The sequence below is a fragment of the Solimonas marina genome (genome assembly GCF_012241385.1).
Classification (GTDB): domain Bacteria; phylum Pseudomonadota; class Gammaproteobacteria; order Nevskiales; family Nevskiaceae; genus Solimonas; species Solimonas marina.
The window spans coordinates 387,651-405,572 of the sequence record NZ_JAAVXB010000001.1; the positions used below are offsets into that span (position 1 = coordinate 387,651).

Annotated in this window: 15 protein-coding genes and 1 riboswitch; of the genes, 6 read left to right on the forward strand and 9 right to left on the reverse strand. The window is 67.4% G+C overall.

The window, feature by feature from the left end:
- Positions 1–8: 8 nt before the first annotated feature.
- Together G7Y82_RS01690 and btuB are read right to left on the reverse strand one after the other, a co-directional pair.
- On the reverse strand, positions 9–593 hold the full coding sequence (locus G7Y82_RS01690; protein ID WP_168146256.1) for a hypothetical protein: 585 nt from the start codon (positions 591–593) through the stop codon (positions 9–11).
- 55 nt (positions 594–648) lie between these two features.
- Positions 649–2,508 carry a TonB-dependent vitamin B12 receptor gene (gene btuB, locus G7Y82_RS01695; protein ID WP_206370217.1) on the reverse strand — a complete coding sequence of 620 codons (1,860 nt, stop codon included), beginning with the start codon at positions 2,506–2,508 and terminating at the stop codon, positions 649–651.
- A 121-nt stretch (positions 2,509–2,629) separates the two neighbouring features.
- Positions 2,630–2,848, reverse strand: a riboswitch (cobalamin riboswitch).
- Positions 2,849–3,037: 189 nt separating this feature from the next.
- Here btuB and G7Y82_RS01700 point away from each other — a divergent pair.
- Positions 3,038–3,550 carry a hypothetical protein gene (locus G7Y82_RS01700; protein ID WP_168146257.1) on the forward strand — a complete coding sequence of 171 codons (513 nt, stop codon included), beginning with the start codon at positions 3,038–3,040 and terminating at the stop codon, positions 3,548–3,550.
- 19 nt (positions 3,551–3,569) lie between these two features.
- Here the strand turns inward: G7Y82_RS01700 and G7Y82_RS01705 are convergent, their stop codons facing one another.
- Positions 3,570–4,469 carry a LysR family transcriptional regulator gene (locus G7Y82_RS01705; protein WP_168146258.1) on the reverse strand — a complete coding sequence of 300 codons (900 nt, stop codon included), beginning with the start codon at positions 4,467–4,469 and terminating at the stop codon, positions 3,570–3,572.
- A gap of 109 nt (positions 4,470–4,578) precedes the next feature.
- Between G7Y82_RS01705 and metE the strand changes: the two genes are divergently transcribed.
- A complete protein-coding gene (metE, locus tag G7Y82_RS01710) occupies positions 4,579–6,873 on the forward strand; it encodes a 5-methyltetrahydropteroyltriglutamate--homocysteine S-methyltransferase (protein WP_168146259.1) in 2,295 nt (764 codons plus the stop codon).
- 54 nt (positions 6,874–6,927) lie between these two features.
- On the opposite strand, the gene G7Y82_RS01715 is transcribed toward metE, so the two are convergent.
- Positions 6,928–7,539 (reverse strand): TetR/AcrR family transcriptional regulator, encoded by a 612-nt coding sequence (locus G7Y82_RS01715; RefSeq protein ID WP_168146260.1) that lies wholly within the window; start codon positions 7,537–7,539, stop codon positions 6,928–6,930.
- Between the two features lie 100 nt (positions 7,540–7,639).
- On the opposite strand from G7Y82_RS01715, the gene G7Y82_RS01720 reads away from it, so the two are divergent.
- Both G7Y82_RS01720 and G7Y82_RS01725 read left to right on the forward strand, forming a co-directional pair.
- Positions 7,640–8,653, forward strand: a complete 1,014-nt coding sequence (locus G7Y82_RS01720; RefSeq protein ID WP_206370219.1) for a saccharopine dehydrogenase NADP-binding domain-containing protein — start codon at positions 7,640–7,642, stop codon at positions 8,651–8,653.
- A gap of 50 nt (positions 8,654–8,703) precedes the next feature.
- Positions 8,704–9,483, forward strand: a complete 780-nt coding sequence (locus G7Y82_RS01725; protein ID WP_168146262.1) for an isocitrate lyase/PEP mutase family protein — start codon at positions 8,704–8,706, stop codon at positions 9,481–9,483.
- Positions 9,484–9,524: 41 nt separating this feature from the next.
- Here G7Y82_RS01725 and G7Y82_RS01730 read toward each other — a convergent pair whose 3' ends face one another.
- The 3 genes from G7Y82_RS01730 to G7Y82_RS01740 form a co-directional block, all read right to left on the reverse strand.
- Positions 9,525–10,547, reverse strand: a complete 1,023-nt coding sequence (locus G7Y82_RS01730; protein WP_168146263.1) for a DUF72 domain-containing protein — start codon at positions 10,545–10,547, stop codon at positions 9,525–9,527.
- An 8-nt stretch (positions 10,548–10,555) separates the two neighbouring features.
- The gene (locus G7Y82_RS01735) at positions 10,556–10,912 is read right to left on the reverse strand and encodes an ArsC family reductase (protein WP_168146264.1); all 357 of its coding nucleotides are present in this window, start codon (positions 10,910–10,912) and stop codon (positions 10,556–10,558) included.
- A gap of 61 nt (positions 10,913–10,973) precedes the next feature.
- Positions 10,974–11,423 (reverse strand): carboxypeptidase-like regulatory domain-containing protein, encoded by a 450-nt coding sequence (locus G7Y82_RS01740; RefSeq protein ID WP_168146265.1) that lies wholly within the window; start codon positions 11,421–11,423, stop codon positions 10,974–10,976.
- 495 nt (positions 11,424–11,918) lie between these two features.
- Between G7Y82_RS01740 and G7Y82_RS01745 the strand changes: the two genes are divergently transcribed.
- Positions 11,919–12,896, forward strand: a complete 978-nt coding sequence (locus G7Y82_RS01745; protein WP_168146266.1) for a hypothetical protein — start codon at positions 11,919–11,921, stop codon at positions 12,894–12,896.
- Between the two features lie 276 nt (positions 12,897–13,172).
- Positions 13,173–14,765, forward strand: a complete 1,593-nt coding sequence (locus G7Y82_RS01750) for a S10 family peptidase (RefSeq protein WP_168146267.1) — start codon at positions 13,173–13,175, stop codon at positions 14,763–14,765.
- Between the two features lie 113 nt (positions 14,766–14,878).
- On the opposite strand, the gene G7Y82_RS01755 is transcribed toward G7Y82_RS01750, so the two are convergent.
- Together G7Y82_RS01755 and G7Y82_RS01760 are read right to left on the reverse strand one after the other, a co-directional pair.
- Complete coding sequence (locus tag G7Y82_RS01755) at positions 14,879–16,675, reverse strand: hypothetical protein (protein ID WP_206370220.1); 1,797 nt, start codon at positions 16,673–16,675, stop codon at positions 14,879–14,881.
- Between the two features lie 160 nt (positions 16,676–16,835).
- A complete protein-coding gene (locus tag G7Y82_RS01760; RefSeq protein ID WP_168146268.1) occupies positions 16,836–17,864 on the reverse strand; it encodes an AraC family transcriptional regulator in 1,029 nt (342 codons plus the stop codon).
- Positions 17,865–17,922 lie beyond the last annotated feature (58 nt).

The following is a 17,922-nucleotide window of genomic DNA, read 5'->3' on the forward strand; positions in this document are numbered from 1 at the left end:
CATGGCGATCACGCCGACCGCGGCGCGGCGCCGGCCGGCCGCAGTTGCGGCAGCTGCGAGGCTGCCGCCAGATGCAGCACGCCGAGAATCGCCAGATAGCCGAGCGTCACTTCCATGAAGTGCGGGTAATACCGCACGAAGCGCTGCAGGTATTCGCCGACGTTGGGCTGCGCATAGCGGCCGCCGAGCCAATAGAACGACGCGTTCGAGATCGCGTACGCGAGATGGACGGCGATCACGGCCGCCAGGGCGAACTGCAGCGCACTGCTCGCGTCCCAGCGATAGTGCCGCCGCGTCCAGGCACCGGCGAGCCACAACGCGCCGTGCGTCGGCACCAGGAACGGATACGCCGCCGTCACGCAGAAGTTGCTGACCCCGAGGTAATGAATCACGGCGGCATCGATCGCCACCGCTTCGAGCATCAGCGCGGCAAACACCGCCAGCCCGCCGCGACCGCGAAAATAGAAGCCGCCGGCGAAGAACACCGCCCACGACGCGTCGGGCAGTTGCGCGAAATGCGCGTAACGGGTGCTGAGCATCAGCAGGGCAAGCAGGACGAAGATCGCGATCTGCGTATAAGGCTTCGTGGTCATGGCATGGCCTCCGGTCGTGTGAGGCGGCCGGCGCCGCAGCGCCGGCCGCAGGCGTTCAGCGGGTCGGTGCGTAGCGCAGCGTGAAGAACCAGCTGGCGCCCAGCGATGCATAGCCGGCGGCGGTCTGGTAGTCCTTGTCGAGCAGGTTGGCGGCCTTCATTTCCAGCGTCCACGCCGGGCGCACGCGATACGCGGCACGCAGGTCGAAGGTCGTGTAGCCGCCGAGCTGCGTGGTGTTGGCGGTATCGTCGTAGCGCTGGCCGGCGGCCAGCACCGTGGTACCGACCGACACGGCGCGCCAGTCGTAGTCGATATCGAGTCGAGCGCTCTGCCGCGGACGGCGCGGCAGTTCGTTGCCGTCGCTGCTGCCGTCGCTGCGGTTCTCCGGATCGAGCCAGTTCAGCGACAGCTGCGACCGCCAGCGGCCCAACTGCGCGCCCAGTTGCGCCTCGGCGCCGAGAATGCGCGCGCGGCCGATGTTGGCCGGCGCGTAGGCCGTCGCGTCATAGATGATCAGTTGGTCGACTGTCGTGCGGTAGCCGTTCAGCGCCCAGTTCCAGCGGCCGCCGGCGAGCGTGCCATTGCCACCCAGATCGAGTTCGACGCTGTGCGAACTTTCCGGCTGCAGATCGGCGACTCCGTAGTACGGGTAGTACAGATCGTTGAAGCTCGGCGCCTTGAACGCGGACGCATAAGACGCGCCGGCGTGCAGGGCGTCGCTGAAGTGGTAGACGTAGGCAACCGAACCGGTGTCGTGACCGCCGTACTGCTGGTTGTGGTCATGACGGCCGCTGAACTGCAGCTCGTGGGCGCCGAAGCGCCCCTGGTATTGCGCGTAGACGCCGCCGTTGTCGCGCGAATGCACGTCGTAGTCAGTATCGCCACCGACGCGATCGTGCGTGAAGTCGACGCCGACGCTGACCCGCTGGCCGGCGGCAAAGCGCAGATCGTTTTGCCAGGTGTAGCTGTCGCGATAGGTGTTGATCGAGCCGCGGTTGTGCGTGGTGCCGCCGGCGTAATCACTGACCAGCGTGTCGTGCAGCGAATCGGCGAAGTCCTGGCTCTGCCCGGCAGTCAGCGTCACCGTCCACGGCTGCCACGGTCGGAAGCGCGCCGTACCACCGAACATTTGCTGGCGATTGTAGGCCTCGTTGGTGTAGGTGCCGTCGTATTCGTTGCGGCTGTCGGCGCGCAGATAGTGCGCTTCAAGCGTGCTGCCATCAGCGAAGGTCCAGCCGGTGTTGAGCGTGCCGGACGCGCTGCGGAAGCCGTCGTGGTCGGACTCGCCGGAAGCCGGCTGCACATTGATGCCATCGGTCGTCGAGCCGGCGAGGCCGGCGCTGTACCAGCCGCCGTTGCCGTAGCGGCCGCGGACACTGGCCTCGGCCTTGCCGCTGCCGTAGTTGCCGCCACCGATCGAGAACGCCGGCGTCGCCACGTCGGCGCTGCCGCGCTTGGTGAAGATTTGCATGACGCCGCCGATCGCCTCCGAGCCGTAAAGGCTGGAGCGCGGGCCGCGGACGATTTCGATGTGATCGATCAGGTCGACCGGAATCTGCTCGTAGGCGGTCGTACCGAGCGTCGCCGAACCGACCTTGATGCCGTCGATCAGCACCACCATGTGGTCGCTGTTGGTGCCGCGCATGAACAGCGACGTGGTCTTGCCGGGGCCGCCGGTGCTGACGACGGTGATGCCGGGCAAGCCCGCCAGCAGTTCCGGCAAGTCGCGCGGCTGCAGACGGTCGATATCCTCGCGGGTGATGACGGTCACTGGTGCCAGCGCTTGGTCGGCCTTTTCGGCGACGCGGCTGGCGGTGACGATGACGGTATCCGGATCGGCCGAGTTTTCGGCCAGCGCACAGGCGGGGGCGAGCCCCATTGCAGCCATGATGACGAGTGCCTTTTGATAAGGCATGAAATTCTCCCTGCGCCATCGCCCCACGCGATGGCTGTTCGCAAAGTACGAAGGACGCAGAGAACGTTGAGGGACAGTCGGCACGCGAACGGACCGGCTGTTCCGGCCACGCCCACCGCGAGCCTTCACCGGGTTCCAGGCCGGTATCCGGGCTTGCGGAGATTCCGACAGCGCCTTCCCATGTCGAGCGACACAGTGGCGTCGTGCTGTGGACGATCCGCTTACCGTTGCGGGGGCAGCGCCGGACTTGATCCGCCACGTCGTGGCGGTCGCACCGGCTTCCCGTTTACCCGCACCCGTGAGACCTCAAGGGCGCGGCACCTAGAATTGGCGCGCACTGTAGGCGGCCGCCCGCGACCGCGCAAGCTCTCATTTGGACGAGGTGGACGGTGTCACGCACGGACCCCGGCCGTGGCAATGCCGGCGCCGCGCATGCTAAACAAGCACGATCAACGCGCGGGCCCGACGACAAGACCGCACCACAGCGGCGCCGGGTCCGCGCTGGCCATTCACGGTCGAGGGAGCCGCCATGGACAAGAACATCTTCCGCCGCCGGACACACGAAGCGCAGCAAATGCGGTGGCGCTTGCGATCGCGCCGCGCGATGACGATCACCTTCGCCGTGACCATCAGCTGGTGCACGGCGGCCGTCGCCGGCGGCAGCTTGACGCTGGCGCAGCTCGCGCGCAACGAAGGCTGGCATCCCGACCACGAGTCGGTGCCTGGCTATCTCGACCTGGACAAGGACATCCCGCGCGATTTTCCGGTGCCCGACAGCGCGCATGAGCTGTCGGCGAGCAATGCCGTAGCGGCAGCCGGCGTCAAAGGCGTCACGGCCGCGCAGGCCACTACCTTTTACCGCGAAGCGTTCGCCCGCCTGAACTGGTCGATCCGTCGCGAGATGCATTTGCCGGGTTACGCGGTGTTCGTTGCCTGCCCGCAAACCGGGCGCTGCGTGAATCTGTCGGTTGCCGATCCGGGTGGCGCGGTCAGCCCGGCCGGCATGAAGATGACGTTCTTCGATCGCGACGCCAAGCCGTAAGGCACAACGACGCGCAGCGCTAGCGAATGCCGGCGCGCACCTTGTCGATGAAGTCGCGGATGTACGGCTTGCCGGCCAGGCTCTCCGGCATCGCCGCATGCAGCTCGCAGTGCAGGCCCTTGGCCCCCAGCGGCTTGCCGATCACATAGCCACGTTCGAGGTACGGCATCACGCTCCAGTCCGGCAACGCGGCAATGCCGCGACGGCTGGCGACCAATTGCAGGATCGCCACTGTCAGCTCCGCATCGCGGCGCTTGGGCTTGATGCCCTTGGGCGCGAGAAAGTGACGGATCACGTCGATCATCGCGTCGTCGACCGGATAGCTGATCAAGGTCTCGGCCGCGAAGTCGCGCGGCGTCAGATGATCCTTGTTCGCCAGCGGATGATCGGGCGCGAGGATGGCCAGCGTCTCGTAGGTGAACAGATGCTCGGTGACGATGCCGGGCCGCTTCGGCGGCCGGTCGTGAATCACGGCGAAGTCGGACAGGCCCTGCTCGACCAGGCTCATCGGGTCGGTCTGAAAGCCGCCGACCAGATCCAGCTCGACTTCCGGCCAGTCTTCGCGCAGCGCGTCCATCGCCGGCATCAGCCAGTCGAAGCAGGTGTGGCATTCGATGACGACGCGCAGCTCGCCGCTGCTGCCGGACACGCGCTGCACGATCTCGCGCTCGGCGTCGGCAATGGTGCCGAGCACGTCACGCGCCAATGCCACCAGCCGCTGACCGACCTGCGTGAAGCGCAGCGGTTTGGTATTGCGCTCGAACAGCGGCGCCCCGTAGTGCGTCTCCAACAGCTTGAGCTGATGCGACAGCGCCGACTGCGTGACGAACACCCGGTCGGCGGCCTTCGCCAGCGAGCCGCTTTCCGCCAGCGCGAGCAGGGTCTGCAGGTGACGAACTTCGAGCGGCGACTGTGCCATTTATGGGCCTATTAATTTAATTCAACAAAAATCGGAAAACGCTGAGATTGAATCATGTCATGGCGCTGGCGACCATAGCTGCCCGCCATTCCGGACTTCAGGTGCGCCCATGACCACCGCCCATATCCTCGGCTTTCCCCGCATCGGCGCCCGCCGCGAACTGAAGGCCGCGCTCGAGTCGTACTGGCGCGGCGACAGCGATGCCGCCGCCCTGCACAGCGCGGCGCGCGAGCTGCGCCGTCGTCACTGGCAGCAGCAGCGCGACGCCGGCCTCGACGTCGTCACCGTCGGCGACTTCGCGTTCTACGATCATTTGCACAATGTCACCGCACTGATCGGCGCGGCGCCGCAGCGCTACGGCTTCGAGCATGGCGTCGATCTCGATGCGTATTTCGCGATGGCACGCGGCACCGACACGCAGCCGGCACTGGCGATGAAGAAGTGGTTCGACACCAACTATCACTATCTCGTTCCGGAGCTCGACGCCGCGACGCGCTTCACGCTGAATCGCGATTGGCTGTTCCCCGAGGTGCGCGAGGCCCTGGCGCTCGGCCATCGCGTCAAGGTCGTGCTGACCGGCCCGCTGACCTGGTTGTGGCTGGCGTCGGCGGCGCCCGGCGTCGACAAGCTCGCACTGCTGTCGCTGCTGCTGAACGTCTACTGGGCGCTGCTTGCCGAGTTGAAGGCACTGGGCGTGGCGTGGGTGCAGCTCGACGAACCGATCCTCGCGCTCGATCTGCCCGAGGCCTGGCAGCAGGCCCTGAGCACCGCCTACCGCGAGCTCGGCAGCGCCGGACCGCAACTGCTGCTCGCGAGCTATTTCGGCAGCGTCGCCGAGCACGCGCCGCGGCTGCGCGCGCTGCCGATCGACGGCCTGCACCTCGATCTGGTGCGCGCACCCGAACAGCTGGCCGCGTTCCTCGACGACTGGCCGGCCGACAAGTGTCTGTCGCTCGGCGTCGTCGACGGCCGCAATCTGTGGCGCAGCGATCTCAATCGCACGCTGTCTTCGCTGCATCGCGCACACCGCGTTCTCGGTGACCGCCTGTGGATCTCGGCGTCCTGCTCGCTGCTGCATGTGCCGACCGATCTGCAACTTGAAACGACACTCGATCCGCGCCTGCGCAACTGGATGGCGTTCGCCGTGCAGAAGCTGGACGAACTGGCCTTGCTCAAGCGTGCACTGCGCGACGGCGAAGCCGCGGTCTGGCGCGAGCTGCACGCGGCGGCGGCGGCCGTCGAGGATCGACGTCACGCGCCGAGCACGCAGGTGCGCGCCGTGCGCGAACGTGTCGCGGCACTGACCGCCGACGATGCGCGACGCGCCACACCATTCACACGGCGCCGCGCCGCACAGCAGGCACGGCTGCAGCTACCGCCGCTGCCGACCACGACCATCGGTTCGTTTCCGCAGACCGCCGAAATCCGCGCCGCACGCGCGGCCTATCGGGCCGGACGGCTGGGTGCCAGCGACTATCGCGAAGCGATGCAGGCCGAGATTCGCCGCGCCGTACGATGTCAGGAGGCGCTCGGACTGGATGTGCTCGTGCACGGTGAGGCGGAACGCAACGACATGGTCGAGTACTTCGGCGAGCAACTGGACGGCTACGCCTTCACGCAGCACGGCTGGGTGCAAAGCTACGGCTCGCGCTGTGTCAAGCCACCGGTGATCTATGGCGACGTGTCGCGACCGCGACCGATGACCGTCGAATGGTCGCGTTATGCGCAAAGCCTGACCGACAAGCCGATGAAGGGCATGTTGTCCGGACCGCTGACGATGCTGTTCTGGAGCTTCGTCCGCGACGACCTGCCGAAGCGAGAAGTCGCGCTGCAACTGGCGCTGGCGCTGCGCGACGAGGTCGCCGACCTCGAAGCCGCCGGCATCGCCGTCATCCAGATCGACGAACCGACGATACGCGAAGGCCTGCCGCTGCGGCGCGACGCCTGGCCCGCGTATCTCGACTGGGCCGTGCAGGCGTTCCGCATCACGTCCAGCGGCGTGCGCGACGCGACGCAAATTCACACGCACATGTGCTATTCGGAATTCAACGACATTCTGCCGGCGATTGCCGCGCTCGACGCCGACGTCATCACCATCGAGACCTCGCGCTCGCGCATGCAGCTGCTCGACGCGTTCGCCGAATTCCGTTATCCCAATGACATCGGCCCCGGCCTGTACGACATTCATTCGCCGCGCGTGCCGGCAGCCGACGAGATGCGCGCGCTGCTCGACCGTGCGCTGGCCGTCGTCCCTGCCGAACGCCTGTGGATCAACCCGGACTGCGGCCTGAAAACGCGCGGCTGGGCCGAGACCGAAGCGGCGCTGACGCGCATGGTCGACACCGCACGCGCGGCGCGCTCGGCCTTGGCCAAGACTGGCGAAACGACGGAAGCCTCGGCCTGAAAACGGGCGGCGCTGTTGATCCGCGCCGCCGGCCGCGGCGCTGGATGGCGTCAATCAGCGCGTTGCGGCCGCCGCTGCACACAGGGCGCGGGCGGACGCCAGCAGCACGTCGGTCGCTTCATTCGGCGCCAACAGACCGGCACTGACGAAAGCGCCATTGACCAACAGCGCCAGCTGCGCGCCAAGCTGCTCGGGGCGTGCCACCTTCATGCGCCGAGCAAGGGCCTCCAGGCGCTCGCGCAAGGCACGCATGTGCGCGCGTGACACTGCGCGCGCGGGATGGTCCGGCTCGGCGAACTCGGCGGCGGCGTTGATCTGCGGGCAACCGCGGTAGTTCGACCGCGCCAGCCGCTCGCCGATCCAGCGCATGTGCGCCTCCAGTTCGGCCCGCGGATCGTCGGCGTGTGCGCGCGCCACCTCGTCCCATAGCGACCAGAACTCTTGGTCCTCGCGCTCGAGGAACGCCGCGATCAGATCGTCCTTTTGCGGAAAGTGGCGATAGAGGCTGGTTTTGGCGACGCCGGCCTCCTGGATGATCAGGTCGACGCCGACGGCGCGGACGCCCCGCCGATAAAACAGGTCGGAGGCCGTCTTGAGGATGTGCTCGCGCAGATCCTGCGGCTTGGCTGCGCGTGCGCTCCGGGCGCTGGGGGTCGGGGTCGCCATGGTCGAGATCACTCCGAGGTCGTGCTTGACATGATACAGACCGGTCTGTACTTTTCATAACGATACAGACCGGTCTGTATCTTTCATGGGAGGAGAATGCGTGCAAGCCAGGACTGAAACAGGAGACGCCGCCGTGGCGGTTTATGGCGCCAGCGGCCACACCGGGGCGTTTGTCGTCGCAGAGCTGCGCCGCCGAGGGATCCCGACGATCGCGGTGGGCCGTCGTCCCGCCGGACTGGCCGGCGGCATCGCAGCGCGCGTCGCTGCCATCGACGACCCGGCGGCGCTCGATGCGGCATTGGCGGATTGCGCGGTGGTCATCAACTGCGCCGGACCGTTCCTCGACACCGCGTCGCCCCTGATCGATGCCGCCTTGCGAGTCGCCTGCTCGTACATCGATGTCACCGCCGAGCAGGCCAGCGCCCAGCGCACATTCGCTGACTACGATGCGGCCGCGCACAGGGCGGGAATCACCGTGATCCCGGCGGCGGGCTTCTACGGCGGCTTGGCCGACCTGCTGGCATCGGCTCTGGCGGGCGACGACGCCACCGACGCCGTCGACACCGCCGTTGCCCTCGATCGCTGGTGGCCGACACCCGGGACCCGGCGCACCGGCGAACGCAACTGCGTACCGCGTGTGGTGGTCGAGAACGGGAGCTTGGCGCCAATCCCGACGGTGCCGGCGATCGTCGACTGGGCGTTCGGGTCGACGGACGGCACGCAAGCCGTCGTCGAGATGCCGTTTTCGGAAATCATCACCATCGCCCGCCACCTCGGCGCGCGCCGCGTGCACAGCTACCTCAACGCGTCCGCGCTCGACGAGGTCAGCAGCTCGGGCACGGCGGCGCCGACGGCGGTCGATGCGCTCGGTCGCTCCGCGCAACGGTTCGTCATGGACGTCGTGGTGTCCGACCGCAACGGCGCGCGCCGCGGTCGCGCGCGGGGTCAGGACATCTATGCCGTGTCGGCACCCATCGTCGTCGAGGCCGCCGCACGCCTGCGCAAGCCCGGCACGCATCGCCGCGGCGCGCTGTCGCTGGCCCAGGCCTTCGATGCGTGCGAATTCCTGCACGCCCTTTCATCCGCCGTCACGGTCGACTTCGATCACGCGTGATCGCGCCGCGACCGGCCATCCCGACACCACCGACACGAGAGACCGATTCCATGCAGCAGAACGAACGCGCACGCCAGCTGGCCGCGCTGCACATCAAGGGCGATCCGCTCGCGCTCTACAACGCCTGGGACGCCGGCAGCGCGCGCGCAATCGCCAGCGCCGGCGCCGCGGTCATCGCCACCAGCAGCTGGGCGGTGGCCGCCGCGCATGGCTACGAGGACGGCGAAGCGCTGCCGCTGCCGCTCGCCGAGCAAATCGTCGGGCGCATCGTCGCCGCGGTCGATGTGCCGGTGACGGTCGATGTCGAAGGCGGCTACAGCGACGACCCGGACCGTTGCGCCGAAAACGTCGCGCGCTTTGTCGATCAAGGCGTCGCGGGCATCAACTTCGAGGACCGCATCGTCTCCGGCACCGGTCTGTATTCGACCGCCGCGCATGCCGCACGCATTCGCGCGATCCGGCGCATGGCGGATGCGCGCGGCATCGCCTTGTTCATCAATGCGAGAAGCGATCTGTTCTTCGACGGCCGCGCACCGACGCCAGCAACGCTGGCCGAAGCCCAGGCCCGCGCACGTGCTTATGCCGACGCCGGTGCATCCGGTTATTTCGTGCCCGGGCTGATCGACCTCGACGTGATCGCAACGCTGTGCGCGTCCATCGATCTGCCGCTCAACGTCATGACGATGCCGGGCCTGGCCGACGCCGACACCCTGGCGGCTGCGGGTGTCGCGCGCATCAGTCACGGTCCTGGCGCCTACCTCGAGGCGATGCGCGCGTTGCGCAGCGACGCGGCGTCGGTTTATGGCACCGGCGCCGACGCACAGGCCTGACGCCCTCAAGGGCGTGGCAAAGCAAGAGCGCCCACACGCTCCTAGCCCGCCGCGAGTGCCTCGGCCAGTGCCAGGACCGACAGCGGCGCCGAGCCCTCCGCCTTGTTGCCGAGGGTGACGTAGGCGGCGTGGCCGGCGGTCGTGGTGCCGGCGATCACACGCGCCAGTGTCGCGCGGGTCTCAGGGTCGGGGTCGACCAGCGCGTTGAAGTCGCCGTACAGACGCTTGGCCGCCTCATAGCCATAGACGCCGTGGCGTCGATGCAGATTCCAGCGGCAAACCAGCGGTCCGGGCCAGAGCGCACGCAGCACCGGCAGCTGTGCTTCGATCGGCGGCATCTTGGCGTGCAGACCGAGGCAATAGGTGGCGCCGGCCTCACGCAGCGTTTGCGCGAACGCCGGGCTCAGCCACTCGGCATTGCGGACTTCGACCGCCAACACTGCGCCGGGCGCGCGCTCATGCAGCGGCGGCAACGCGCGCAGCATCGCGCCGAGCCGCTGCAGCAGCGCCGGTAGATCGTGCAGCATCGCATCCGGCAGCGGGCTGAGCTGGAAGACCAGCGCGCCCAGCTTGCCGCGCAAGCCGTCGAGTAGCGGCTCGGCGCAGAGCTGCACGGCGAGTTGCGGATCGAGAAAGCCCGGATTCCATTCCTGGCCACGGCCGGACTCGTCGCGGCGCAAGGCGTCGGCGACCAGGCCCGGCGCTTTGACGACGAAGCGAAAGTCGTCCGGCACCTGCTGCGCGTATGCCGCGTACTGGCCGGCGTCGAGCGGCTGGTAGAACGCGCGATCGAGACTGACCGTGCGCAGCAGGGGATGTTGCGCATAGGCGCGCAGGCCCTGCTTGGCCAGCTTCTGCGTCGAATAGTCCTGCGCCCAGACGCTGCCGACCCAGCCCGGATAGCTCCACGACGACGTGCCGAGCCGCAGTGACGCCGGCAGCGCCTCGCGCAGCAGCCGCAAGTCTGCGCCATGCGCGGCCGGCTCGACGCCACGCGCGCGACGCGCAGCGGACGCCGGCGCCGCGGGCGCGGGTTCGTCGTCGGGAAACAGCGAATCCTGCATCGACCGCTTCAGGTCTTCAGGCGCGCGACGATCGCATCCTCGTCGACCTTGGCGAAGCCGACCGACAGCGTGCCGTCACGGTCGATCACCGGCCGCTTGACCAGCGACGGTTCGCGCGCCAGCAGCGCCGCGGCATTGGCGGCGCTCAGGCCGTCGCGCGTCGCATCGTCGAGCTTGCGCCAGGTCGTGCCTTTGCGGTTGACGACGACGTCGACACCCAGCGCGTCGATCCAGGCCTGCGCGCATTCGCGACTCAAACCATCCGCCTTGAAATCGTGAAAGCGGTAGGCCAGGCCCTCGTCGTCGAGGCGCCGGCGTGCGCGCTGCACGGTGTCGCAATTCTTGATGCCGTAAAGCGTGATCATCGGTGTCGGCTCCGCCCGTCGAGATGCAAAGGCGCGCAGCTTAACGAAAGCGGCGCCGCGCTCACTTCCAGATCAGCGAGACCTGTGCGGTCTTGCCGGGCACCAGCGTCGCCTCGGCGTCGCGCTCCTGATCACGGCAGCGCGCGCGGATGCGGTAGCGGCCAGGCGGCAAGTCGGCCAGCAGATACGGGCCATCGGTGGTGACATCCAGCACCGCGATGCCGCTGGCGTCGGTCACCGTGACCGGCGCCGATGCCAGGAATACCGCGTGGCCGTCCTCGACCGCCGACAGCGTCACCGCCAGCGCATAGCGAGCGGTCGCCGCGCGGATCGCCGCCGATTCGTCGGCACCGACACCGCCGCTCAGATACGGCACGCCGCCCTGCGTCTGTACCGCCGGCAAGGCCGAATCGGTCGACGCAGTGGTGGTTCCGTCCGGCGCCGGCATCGCATGGACGCTATACGCCGCCAATATCGCGCCGCACAGCGGCGCACCCCACTCCGTTTTCATCGCCCCCCTCCGACGTCCTGTCGAACCGAGAGCATGCGCAAATCGCCGACGGCTGACCACGGGTTCCGGCGTGCCGCTCGATGGAGGAACAAGGCTTGCTTGCAAGCCGAATCGTGCCGGGATTTCGTCATTTGGCGACGTAATCCCGGCACTTGGCGACGACTCTTCGACGCATGCGCTCGGCAGGGGCGATGCCGGTGTTGGCATTCGTCGGCCGCAGCCAACCGTTCGTAGTGACGCGCGTATTTCCGACACGCAAACCGCCCGCTTGCCGACGCGCGGCCACGCCGCCCGCCGCGGCCCGCAATCGCCTGATCGTGCGTGTCTTTTCCTTGCAGCCGCCAAAGCTGTGGTGCGCTGCCCTGCGGTGTATCCCCGATACGCAGGCCGATGCTGCAGAACGTCCCCGACAGCCGATGCCCGACCGAACCCGGGCCAGGTCGCACAAGCCTTGGAGCGCGCGGTGGACCGATTCCGCAGACGAGTGCGCGCGACATGGACGCCGAGATTCCACGCTCCCCCGAAGACTTCCACGATGCTCAGCGCCGGCAGGGCTTCCCGACACGGCTGCGACGCGTCCTGATCGGGCTCGGAGTGATCGGCCTGAGCCTGGCCTGCGCTGCGGCCTTCGCTTCGGGCACCGATGAGGATGCGTCGCTGATTCCGGCGAGCATCCGCAGCAACGCGCCGGATCGCTTGTATACGCGCACGTCGATCGGCGACGACCGTTACCGCATCACGACCCGTTTCGACAGCTTCGACGGCGAGCCGCTGACCGTCGGATTCGAGCTGTCGCGCGACGCCAGCCGCGCATCGGTCCACGAGTTCGGCATCGGCGATGCGGAACTCGACGCCCTGCTCGCCGCCTGCCGACGCAGGGTCTGCGAGCAGGCCGACTTCGACCGTCGCACCAGCCAGTATTACCGCGCGCACGGCTTGCGCCTGCGCGAGGACGCGCAGCAGCGCACCCACCTGTTTGTCGATGTTGCACAGGCCGTCGAGCGCAACCGCGAGCGCGTGCGTCCCGTCGCGCAGGCACTGGAGGCGCTGGCCCGCGCACGCGGCGAAGACCGCGCCTGGACCATCGACGCCGCCGTCGCACTGGTCCAGTCGGGCCTGCTCTATCGCCAGCCGGCCGCTGCCGAGGATGGCCGCCGCATCCTCGGTTTCTACCCGCCGCCGCGCGCGCTCGAACGCGGCTACGGCGATTGCGACACCAAGGCCGCGCTGCTCGCAGCGATCCTGCAGAACCTCACCGACGCGCCGATCATCGGCGTGCATGTGCCGCATCACTATCTGCTCGGCATTGCCGGCAAGCCGGGCGCGGGCCAGGCGGCCTTGCGCTATGAAGGTCGTTCCTATGTGCTGGTCGAGGCTGCCGGCCCCGGCCGGCGCCGCCCCGGCTCGATCGCCCAGCCCACCGCACTGGCGCTCGCGCAGCCGCAGGGCGTGCGCATCGACCCGATGTTCTGAGCCGCGCTGCTTCGGAAATTAAAAATATCTTCATGTGTACGCTCCCTGGAGGCGCCATCCGCGACTGAGGGATCGCCCGGTATAGCACGCACAACATGAGTGTTATCTTGTAACACTCATGTGGAAATTCCGGCTGTGCTTCACGCGCGAGATTGCGCACGCCGTCGGGGTGGCCGCATGAACTGATGCGGCTTCCGACTCGCGCCATTCCGTACGCCGACTGCGTGCGCCGGGGGACGAGGGTGCGGACCGCGCATCCGACAATCTGGAGCCCCCATGCTGAAGCTACTCCCCGCTGTTGCACTGATCGCGGCCGCCGTCGCGACCACACCGGCGTTCGCCGACAAACCGCCCGCCAAAGACGCCAAGCCCGACGCCGCTGCACAGCAGCAGCCGGCCCCGCCGCCGGACAAGACGACGACCGGCAACGTCACGATCCGCGGCCAGCACATCAAGTACAAGGCCGTTGCCGGCACCATCGTGCTCGACGCCAAGGATCGCGACGATCAGGGCGGCCGTGGCGATGACAAGGACGCGCCGTCGGCGCACATGTTCTATGTCGCCTACTTCAAGGACAGCAAGGATGACGACAAGCGTCCGGTGACCTTCATCTACAACGGCGGCCCGGGTTCGTCGTCGTTGTGGCTGCACATGGGCGCGCTGTCGCCGCGCCGCGTCGAGACCGCAGACGATTCGCACACGCATGCCGCGCCGTACGATCTGGTCAACAACGACGACAGCATTCTCGACGCCACCGACCTGGTCTTCATCGATGCGCCGGGCACCGGCTTCAGCCGCATCTACGGCAAGGACAAGGAAAAGGCCTATTACGGCGTCGACCAGGACGCGCAGGCGTTCGGCACCTTCATCACCAAGTTCCTGTCGAAGTACGGGCGCTGGAATTCGCCGAAGTACCTGTTCGGTGAGAGCTACGGCACGACGCGCTCGGCGCTGCTCGCCAACGTGCTCGAAACCGAGAAGAACATCGACCTCAACGGTGTGATCCTGCTGTCGCAGATCCTCAACTTCGACACCAGCATCGACGGCCCGGAAGGCAACCCGGGCATCGACCTGCCGTACGAGCTGGCACTGCCGACCTATGCGGCAACCGCGTGGTATCACCACAAGCTGGCGCAGCAGTCGGCCGATCTGCCGTCGCTGCTCAAGGAAGTCGAGCAGTTCGCGATGAGTGATTACGCCGAGGCGCTGTCCGAAGGCGCGATGATCGCACCGGAGCGCAAGCACGCCATCGCCGAGAAGATGCATGACTACACCGGGCTGCCGGTTGCCTACCTCGAGAAGGCCGACCTGCGCGTCAGCGGCGGCATGTTCGAGCAGACCCTGCTCGGCGCCAGCGGCGACGTCACCGGCCGCTTCGACACGCGCTTCTCCGGCCCGTCGATGGACCCGCTGGCCAAGGAGACCGAATACGATCCGCAGTCGGCGGCGATCAGCTCGGCCTATGTCTCGGCGTTCAACGACTACCTGCGCAAGGACCTCGAATACGGCCAGGACATGACGTACAAGCCGACGATCGACATCTGGCGCACCTGGGACTTCCAGCACAAGCCGCCTGGCGCACCGATCGCGTTGCCGCAGGCTGCCAATGTCTTGCCGGACCTGGCGCAGGCGATGATCTACAACCCGAACCTGAAGGTGATGCTCAACACCGGCTACTATGATCTGGCGACGCCGTTCTACGCCGCGATCTACGAGCTGCATCACCTGCCGATGCCGGCCGCGCTGCAGAAGAACATTTCGTACGCGTTCTATCAGTCCGGGCACATGGTGTACGCGCACCCCGAGTCGCGGCACCAGCTGCATGACAACGTGACGGCGTTCATCGACAGCACGTCGAAGCAGAAGTAAGCGGAACGACGAAGCCCCGGCGCAACGCGCCGGGGCTTTTTCTATGGGCGCGAACCGGGCCCGTTACGAAGTTTGGATCAGCGGCGCCAGTGGCAATGCAGGGATGCGCCTCGTCACGGCGCCGTGGACGTGGCGAGACCGGCCGACCGTTGCTGCGCCTCGGCATCGGCCTCGCGATGCAGGAAGCTCGTGATCGCCGTCGCGCCGCGCGTGGCGCTGTGGCCGACCCGGACCTCGCCGAAGCTGTCGGCCACGTACGCCAGCTGCGCGTCGACCATCTGCGCGTGCGTGGCGAATGCCGACGCCAGCGCCGTGTCGAGTGCATCCGCCGATTCGATCACCGGCCCCAGTGTCCAGAAACGATAGTGCGGATCATCGCGCCAGTCGTGCCCGTGCGCGTTGATGAAGACGCAGGGTCGCGGCCGCATCAGAAATTCGACGACCTGGCTACTGACGTCGCCGAGATACAAATCGGCGTCGGCGGTGTAGTGCATGTCGACGCAGCTGGCGCTGCCGAGATCGATGTGCAAGTGCGACAAGCCGCGGTAGCGCTCGAACGGTCGGTACTTGGCAGCGCTCGGCGGATCGAACAGGCGCAGGTGCGGCGCGAAGATCAGGTTGTAGCGCGTACTGCGCGCAAAGTAATCGAGCACCGCCTGGCCGTGCGTGGCCCATGACGACAATGCCGATTCGAAGTGCGGGTTGTAGAGCACGGTCGGGCGACCGTTGTTGAAGCGGCGCCGCGCCGGCGTCTGCGCGCCGACCCAGTCGAATTTGGCGTACACACCGGTTGCCAGGCGCTCTTCGCGCGCATAGCCGAGTTCGAGCAAGCGGCGCGCCTGTTTGCGGCCGGCCAGCATCAGGAAGTCATAGCGTGCGACCTCCGGGGCATACGTCACCTCGCGATCGCCAGCGCCGTGCTCGGTGCCGATCAGTCGCGTGCGCGGCAACGGCAAACGGCGCAGATAAGTGGACGTACGCTCCGGCACCACCACCGCATCGAAGCCCGAAAAATAGAGTGCGTTCAAGCGCAGCTGGCGCTTCTTGCACGGCACGCCTAGACGCCCTTCGAGCGGCTGCCGCAGTTCGTCGAACTGCAGGGGCGCCTGAATCCCGCGCGCATCGAGCATCGAGCGCGCGAAGCTCAATTGCCGGGGCGCGCCGGCGATGTGGACGTCGACGTCCGGATGGTCCTGCGCCAGTGCAACCGCGATCGGCAGCGAATGCGGAATCTGATGTTCCTGTGCGATGTATGAAAAGCAGACCCGCGCCCGTGCCGCGCCGTGGCGCCAGCGCGTCAGCCGCGAGGCCGCCGAATGCGCGTCAAGCCCGCTGCCGCGCGCATAGAGAAAGGCGGCGATGTAGGCGAGCACCGCGCACAGCTCGCCGACGTCGTTGATCAACGCCAGCCGTGGATGCATCACGCGGTGCGCCCCGAGGATGCCCTTGAGCCACACCAGATCGAGATGCGCGACGAGCTGCGCGGCGATGCCGATGTACAGCGCCATGATCACCGACCGCTTCATCGCGTACGGCCGCAGGCCCAGCACCAGTAGCCCCGTGGCCAACGCCCACAAGCCAACCACGACCGTGTAGGGCGGCGCCAACTGATCGGCGGCGGCCTCGGCGAGCCAGATCAGAAACATCGCCGCAGCGCCGAGCAGCCAGCTGCGGCGCAGCAGCGGCCGCTGCCAACGCGCCATCGCTAGCGCCGACGCCAGCATCAGGCCGATGCTGGCTGCAATATCGCTCGAATTATCGAGCGGCGAACCCTCATCGAAGCCCGGCAGCGTGGCAAACCCCTGCGCCAGCAGCGTCGCGCTGGCATACGCCAGCACGCCGATCAGGAGAAACACCTCACCACGGACCGACCAACGCCCGGCCAACGTTCCGAATACCGCTTTGACCACTGCTGATTCTCTCGCTTTGAGCGCACCGCTGCAGTACGCCGATTGATGATTGATGCCCTGCGCTCACCCGGCAACACGATGTGATGCGCTGCGAGCGTCGCGTCGCGTCGCGGCACGGGGCGGAGCAAGCGCTATGCCAAATCGGGCTCGAACATCGCGCTCAAGCGCCGGCGAGATCGGACTGCCGCCGGTAATCGCCGGGGCTGACGCCGGTCCATTGCCGGAACGCCCGGTGAAAGGCACTCGGCTCGGCGAAGCCCAGCGCCTGCGCGATATCGCCGACCGTCTGCTGCGTGCGCGTCAGCTGGCGGATCGCCATGTCGCGGCGCAGCGCGTCGCGGATCGCACGAAACGACTGGCCTTCGTCATCGAGCCGACGGCGCAGCGTCGACGGACTCATGCCGAACTCGCCCGCCAGCGTCTCGAAGCCGGGCCAGGCGTCGGGCGGCGCCGCACGCAGGCGGCGGCGGATGCGCACCGCGAGGCTTTTGGGATTCTTGTACTTGACGATGAAATTGCGCGGCGCGCGTTGCAGAAAATCCTTGGCGCTGCGCTCGGTCTGCACGACCGGCGCTTCGAGCAGCAAGGCGTCGAAGGTGAACGTGGTCTGCACCGCGTCGAACCCGACGTCGCCGGCATAAACCGCCAGATATTCGCGCCACCATGGCGGTTGCGGATAGGCAAAGCGCGCCGCCTGCATCGGGATGCGCCGCGCCGTCAGCCAGCACAACAGGCCATGCAGCACGACGAACAGCGTTTCGTGCGCGAAGCGCCGGCGCTGCAGGTCGGCCATGCCGCAATCGATGAAGCGCAGCGTGACGACGCCGTGCTCGGTATCAAACTCGACACGTGTGTTGTCGAGCAGCAGGTTCATCAGCCGCGTGCCGCGCTGCAGCGCTTCGCGCAAGGTCCGCGTATGCAGCGTCAGATGCGTCAGCGTCGCGAAGCTGCCGTGCTTCCAGCGCCGCGCGTCGAGGCCGAAGAATTCGTCGCCGAGCGCGTCGGTAATCGCCAGCCACAGATGGCCGAAGGCGTCGGCCGGCACACGCGCATCGGCGTGCCCACGCAGGTCCGGATCGATGCCGGCACGCTGCAGCAACGGCCGCGGATCGTGGCCGGCCGCGATCACCGCCACCAACGCCTCTTCGACGAAGGCGATCGCCACACTACCTTTTTCGATCGTGATCATACCTTTACGAATTTCCGCCGGTCGTCCGAACGGGGTGGAAATTATGGCAAATTCGATC

What these genes read in the sequence shown, in the direction of transcription:
- G7Y82_RS01690 (WP_168146256.1), bottom strand. Translation starts at nt 593, where the DNA reads ATGACCACGAAGCCTTATACGCAGATCGCGATCTTCGTCCTGCTTGCC.
- btuB (WP_206370217.1), bottom strand. Translation starts at nt 2,508, where the DNA reads ATGCCTTATCAAAAGGCACTCGTCATCATGGCTGCAATGGGGCTCGCC.
- G7Y82_RS01700 (WP_168146257.1), top strand. Translation starts at nt 3,038, where the DNA reads ATGGACAAGAACATCTTCCGCCGCCGGACACACGAAGCGCAGCAAATG.
- G7Y82_RS01705 (WP_168146258.1), bottom strand. Translation starts at nt 4,469, where the DNA reads ATGGCACAGTCGCCGCTCGAAGTTCGTCACCTGCAGACCCTGCTCGCG.
- metE (WP_168146259.1), top strand. Translation starts at nt 4,579, where the DNA reads ATGACCACCGCCCATATCCTCGGCTTTCCCCGCATCGGCGCCCGCCGC.
- G7Y82_RS01715 (WP_168146260.1), bottom strand. Translation starts at nt 7,539, where the DNA reads ATGGCGACCCCGACCCCCAGCGCCCGGAGCGCACGCGCAGCCAAGCCG.
- G7Y82_RS01725 (WP_168146262.1), top strand. Translation starts at nt 8,704, where the DNA reads ATGCAGCAGAACGAACGCGCACGCCAGCTGGCCGCGCTGCACATCAAG.
- G7Y82_RS01730 (WP_168146263.1), bottom strand. Translation starts at nt 10,547, where the DNA reads ATGCAGGATTCGCTGTTTCCCGACGACGAACCCGCGCCCGCGGCGCCG.
- G7Y82_RS01735 (WP_168146264.1), bottom strand. Translation starts at nt 10,912, where the DNA reads ATGATCACGCTTTACGGCATCAAGAATTGCGACACCGTGCAGCGCGCA.
- G7Y82_RS01740 (WP_168146265.1), bottom strand. Translation starts at nt 11,423, where the DNA reads ATGAAAACGGAGTGGGGTGCGCCGCTGTGCGGCGCGATATTGGCGGCG.
- G7Y82_RS01745 (WP_168146266.1), top strand. Translation starts at nt 11,919, where the DNA reads ATGGACGCCGAGATTCCACGCTCCCCCGAAGACTTCCACGATGCTCAG.
- G7Y82_RS01750 (WP_168146267.1), top strand. Translation starts at nt 13,173, where the DNA reads ATGCTGAAGCTACTCCCCGCTGTTGCACTGATCGCGGCCGCCGTCGCG.
- G7Y82_RS01760 (WP_168146268.1), bottom strand. Translation starts at nt 17,864, where the DNA reads ATGATCACGATCGAAAAAGGTAGTGTGGCGATCGCCTTCGTCGAAGAG.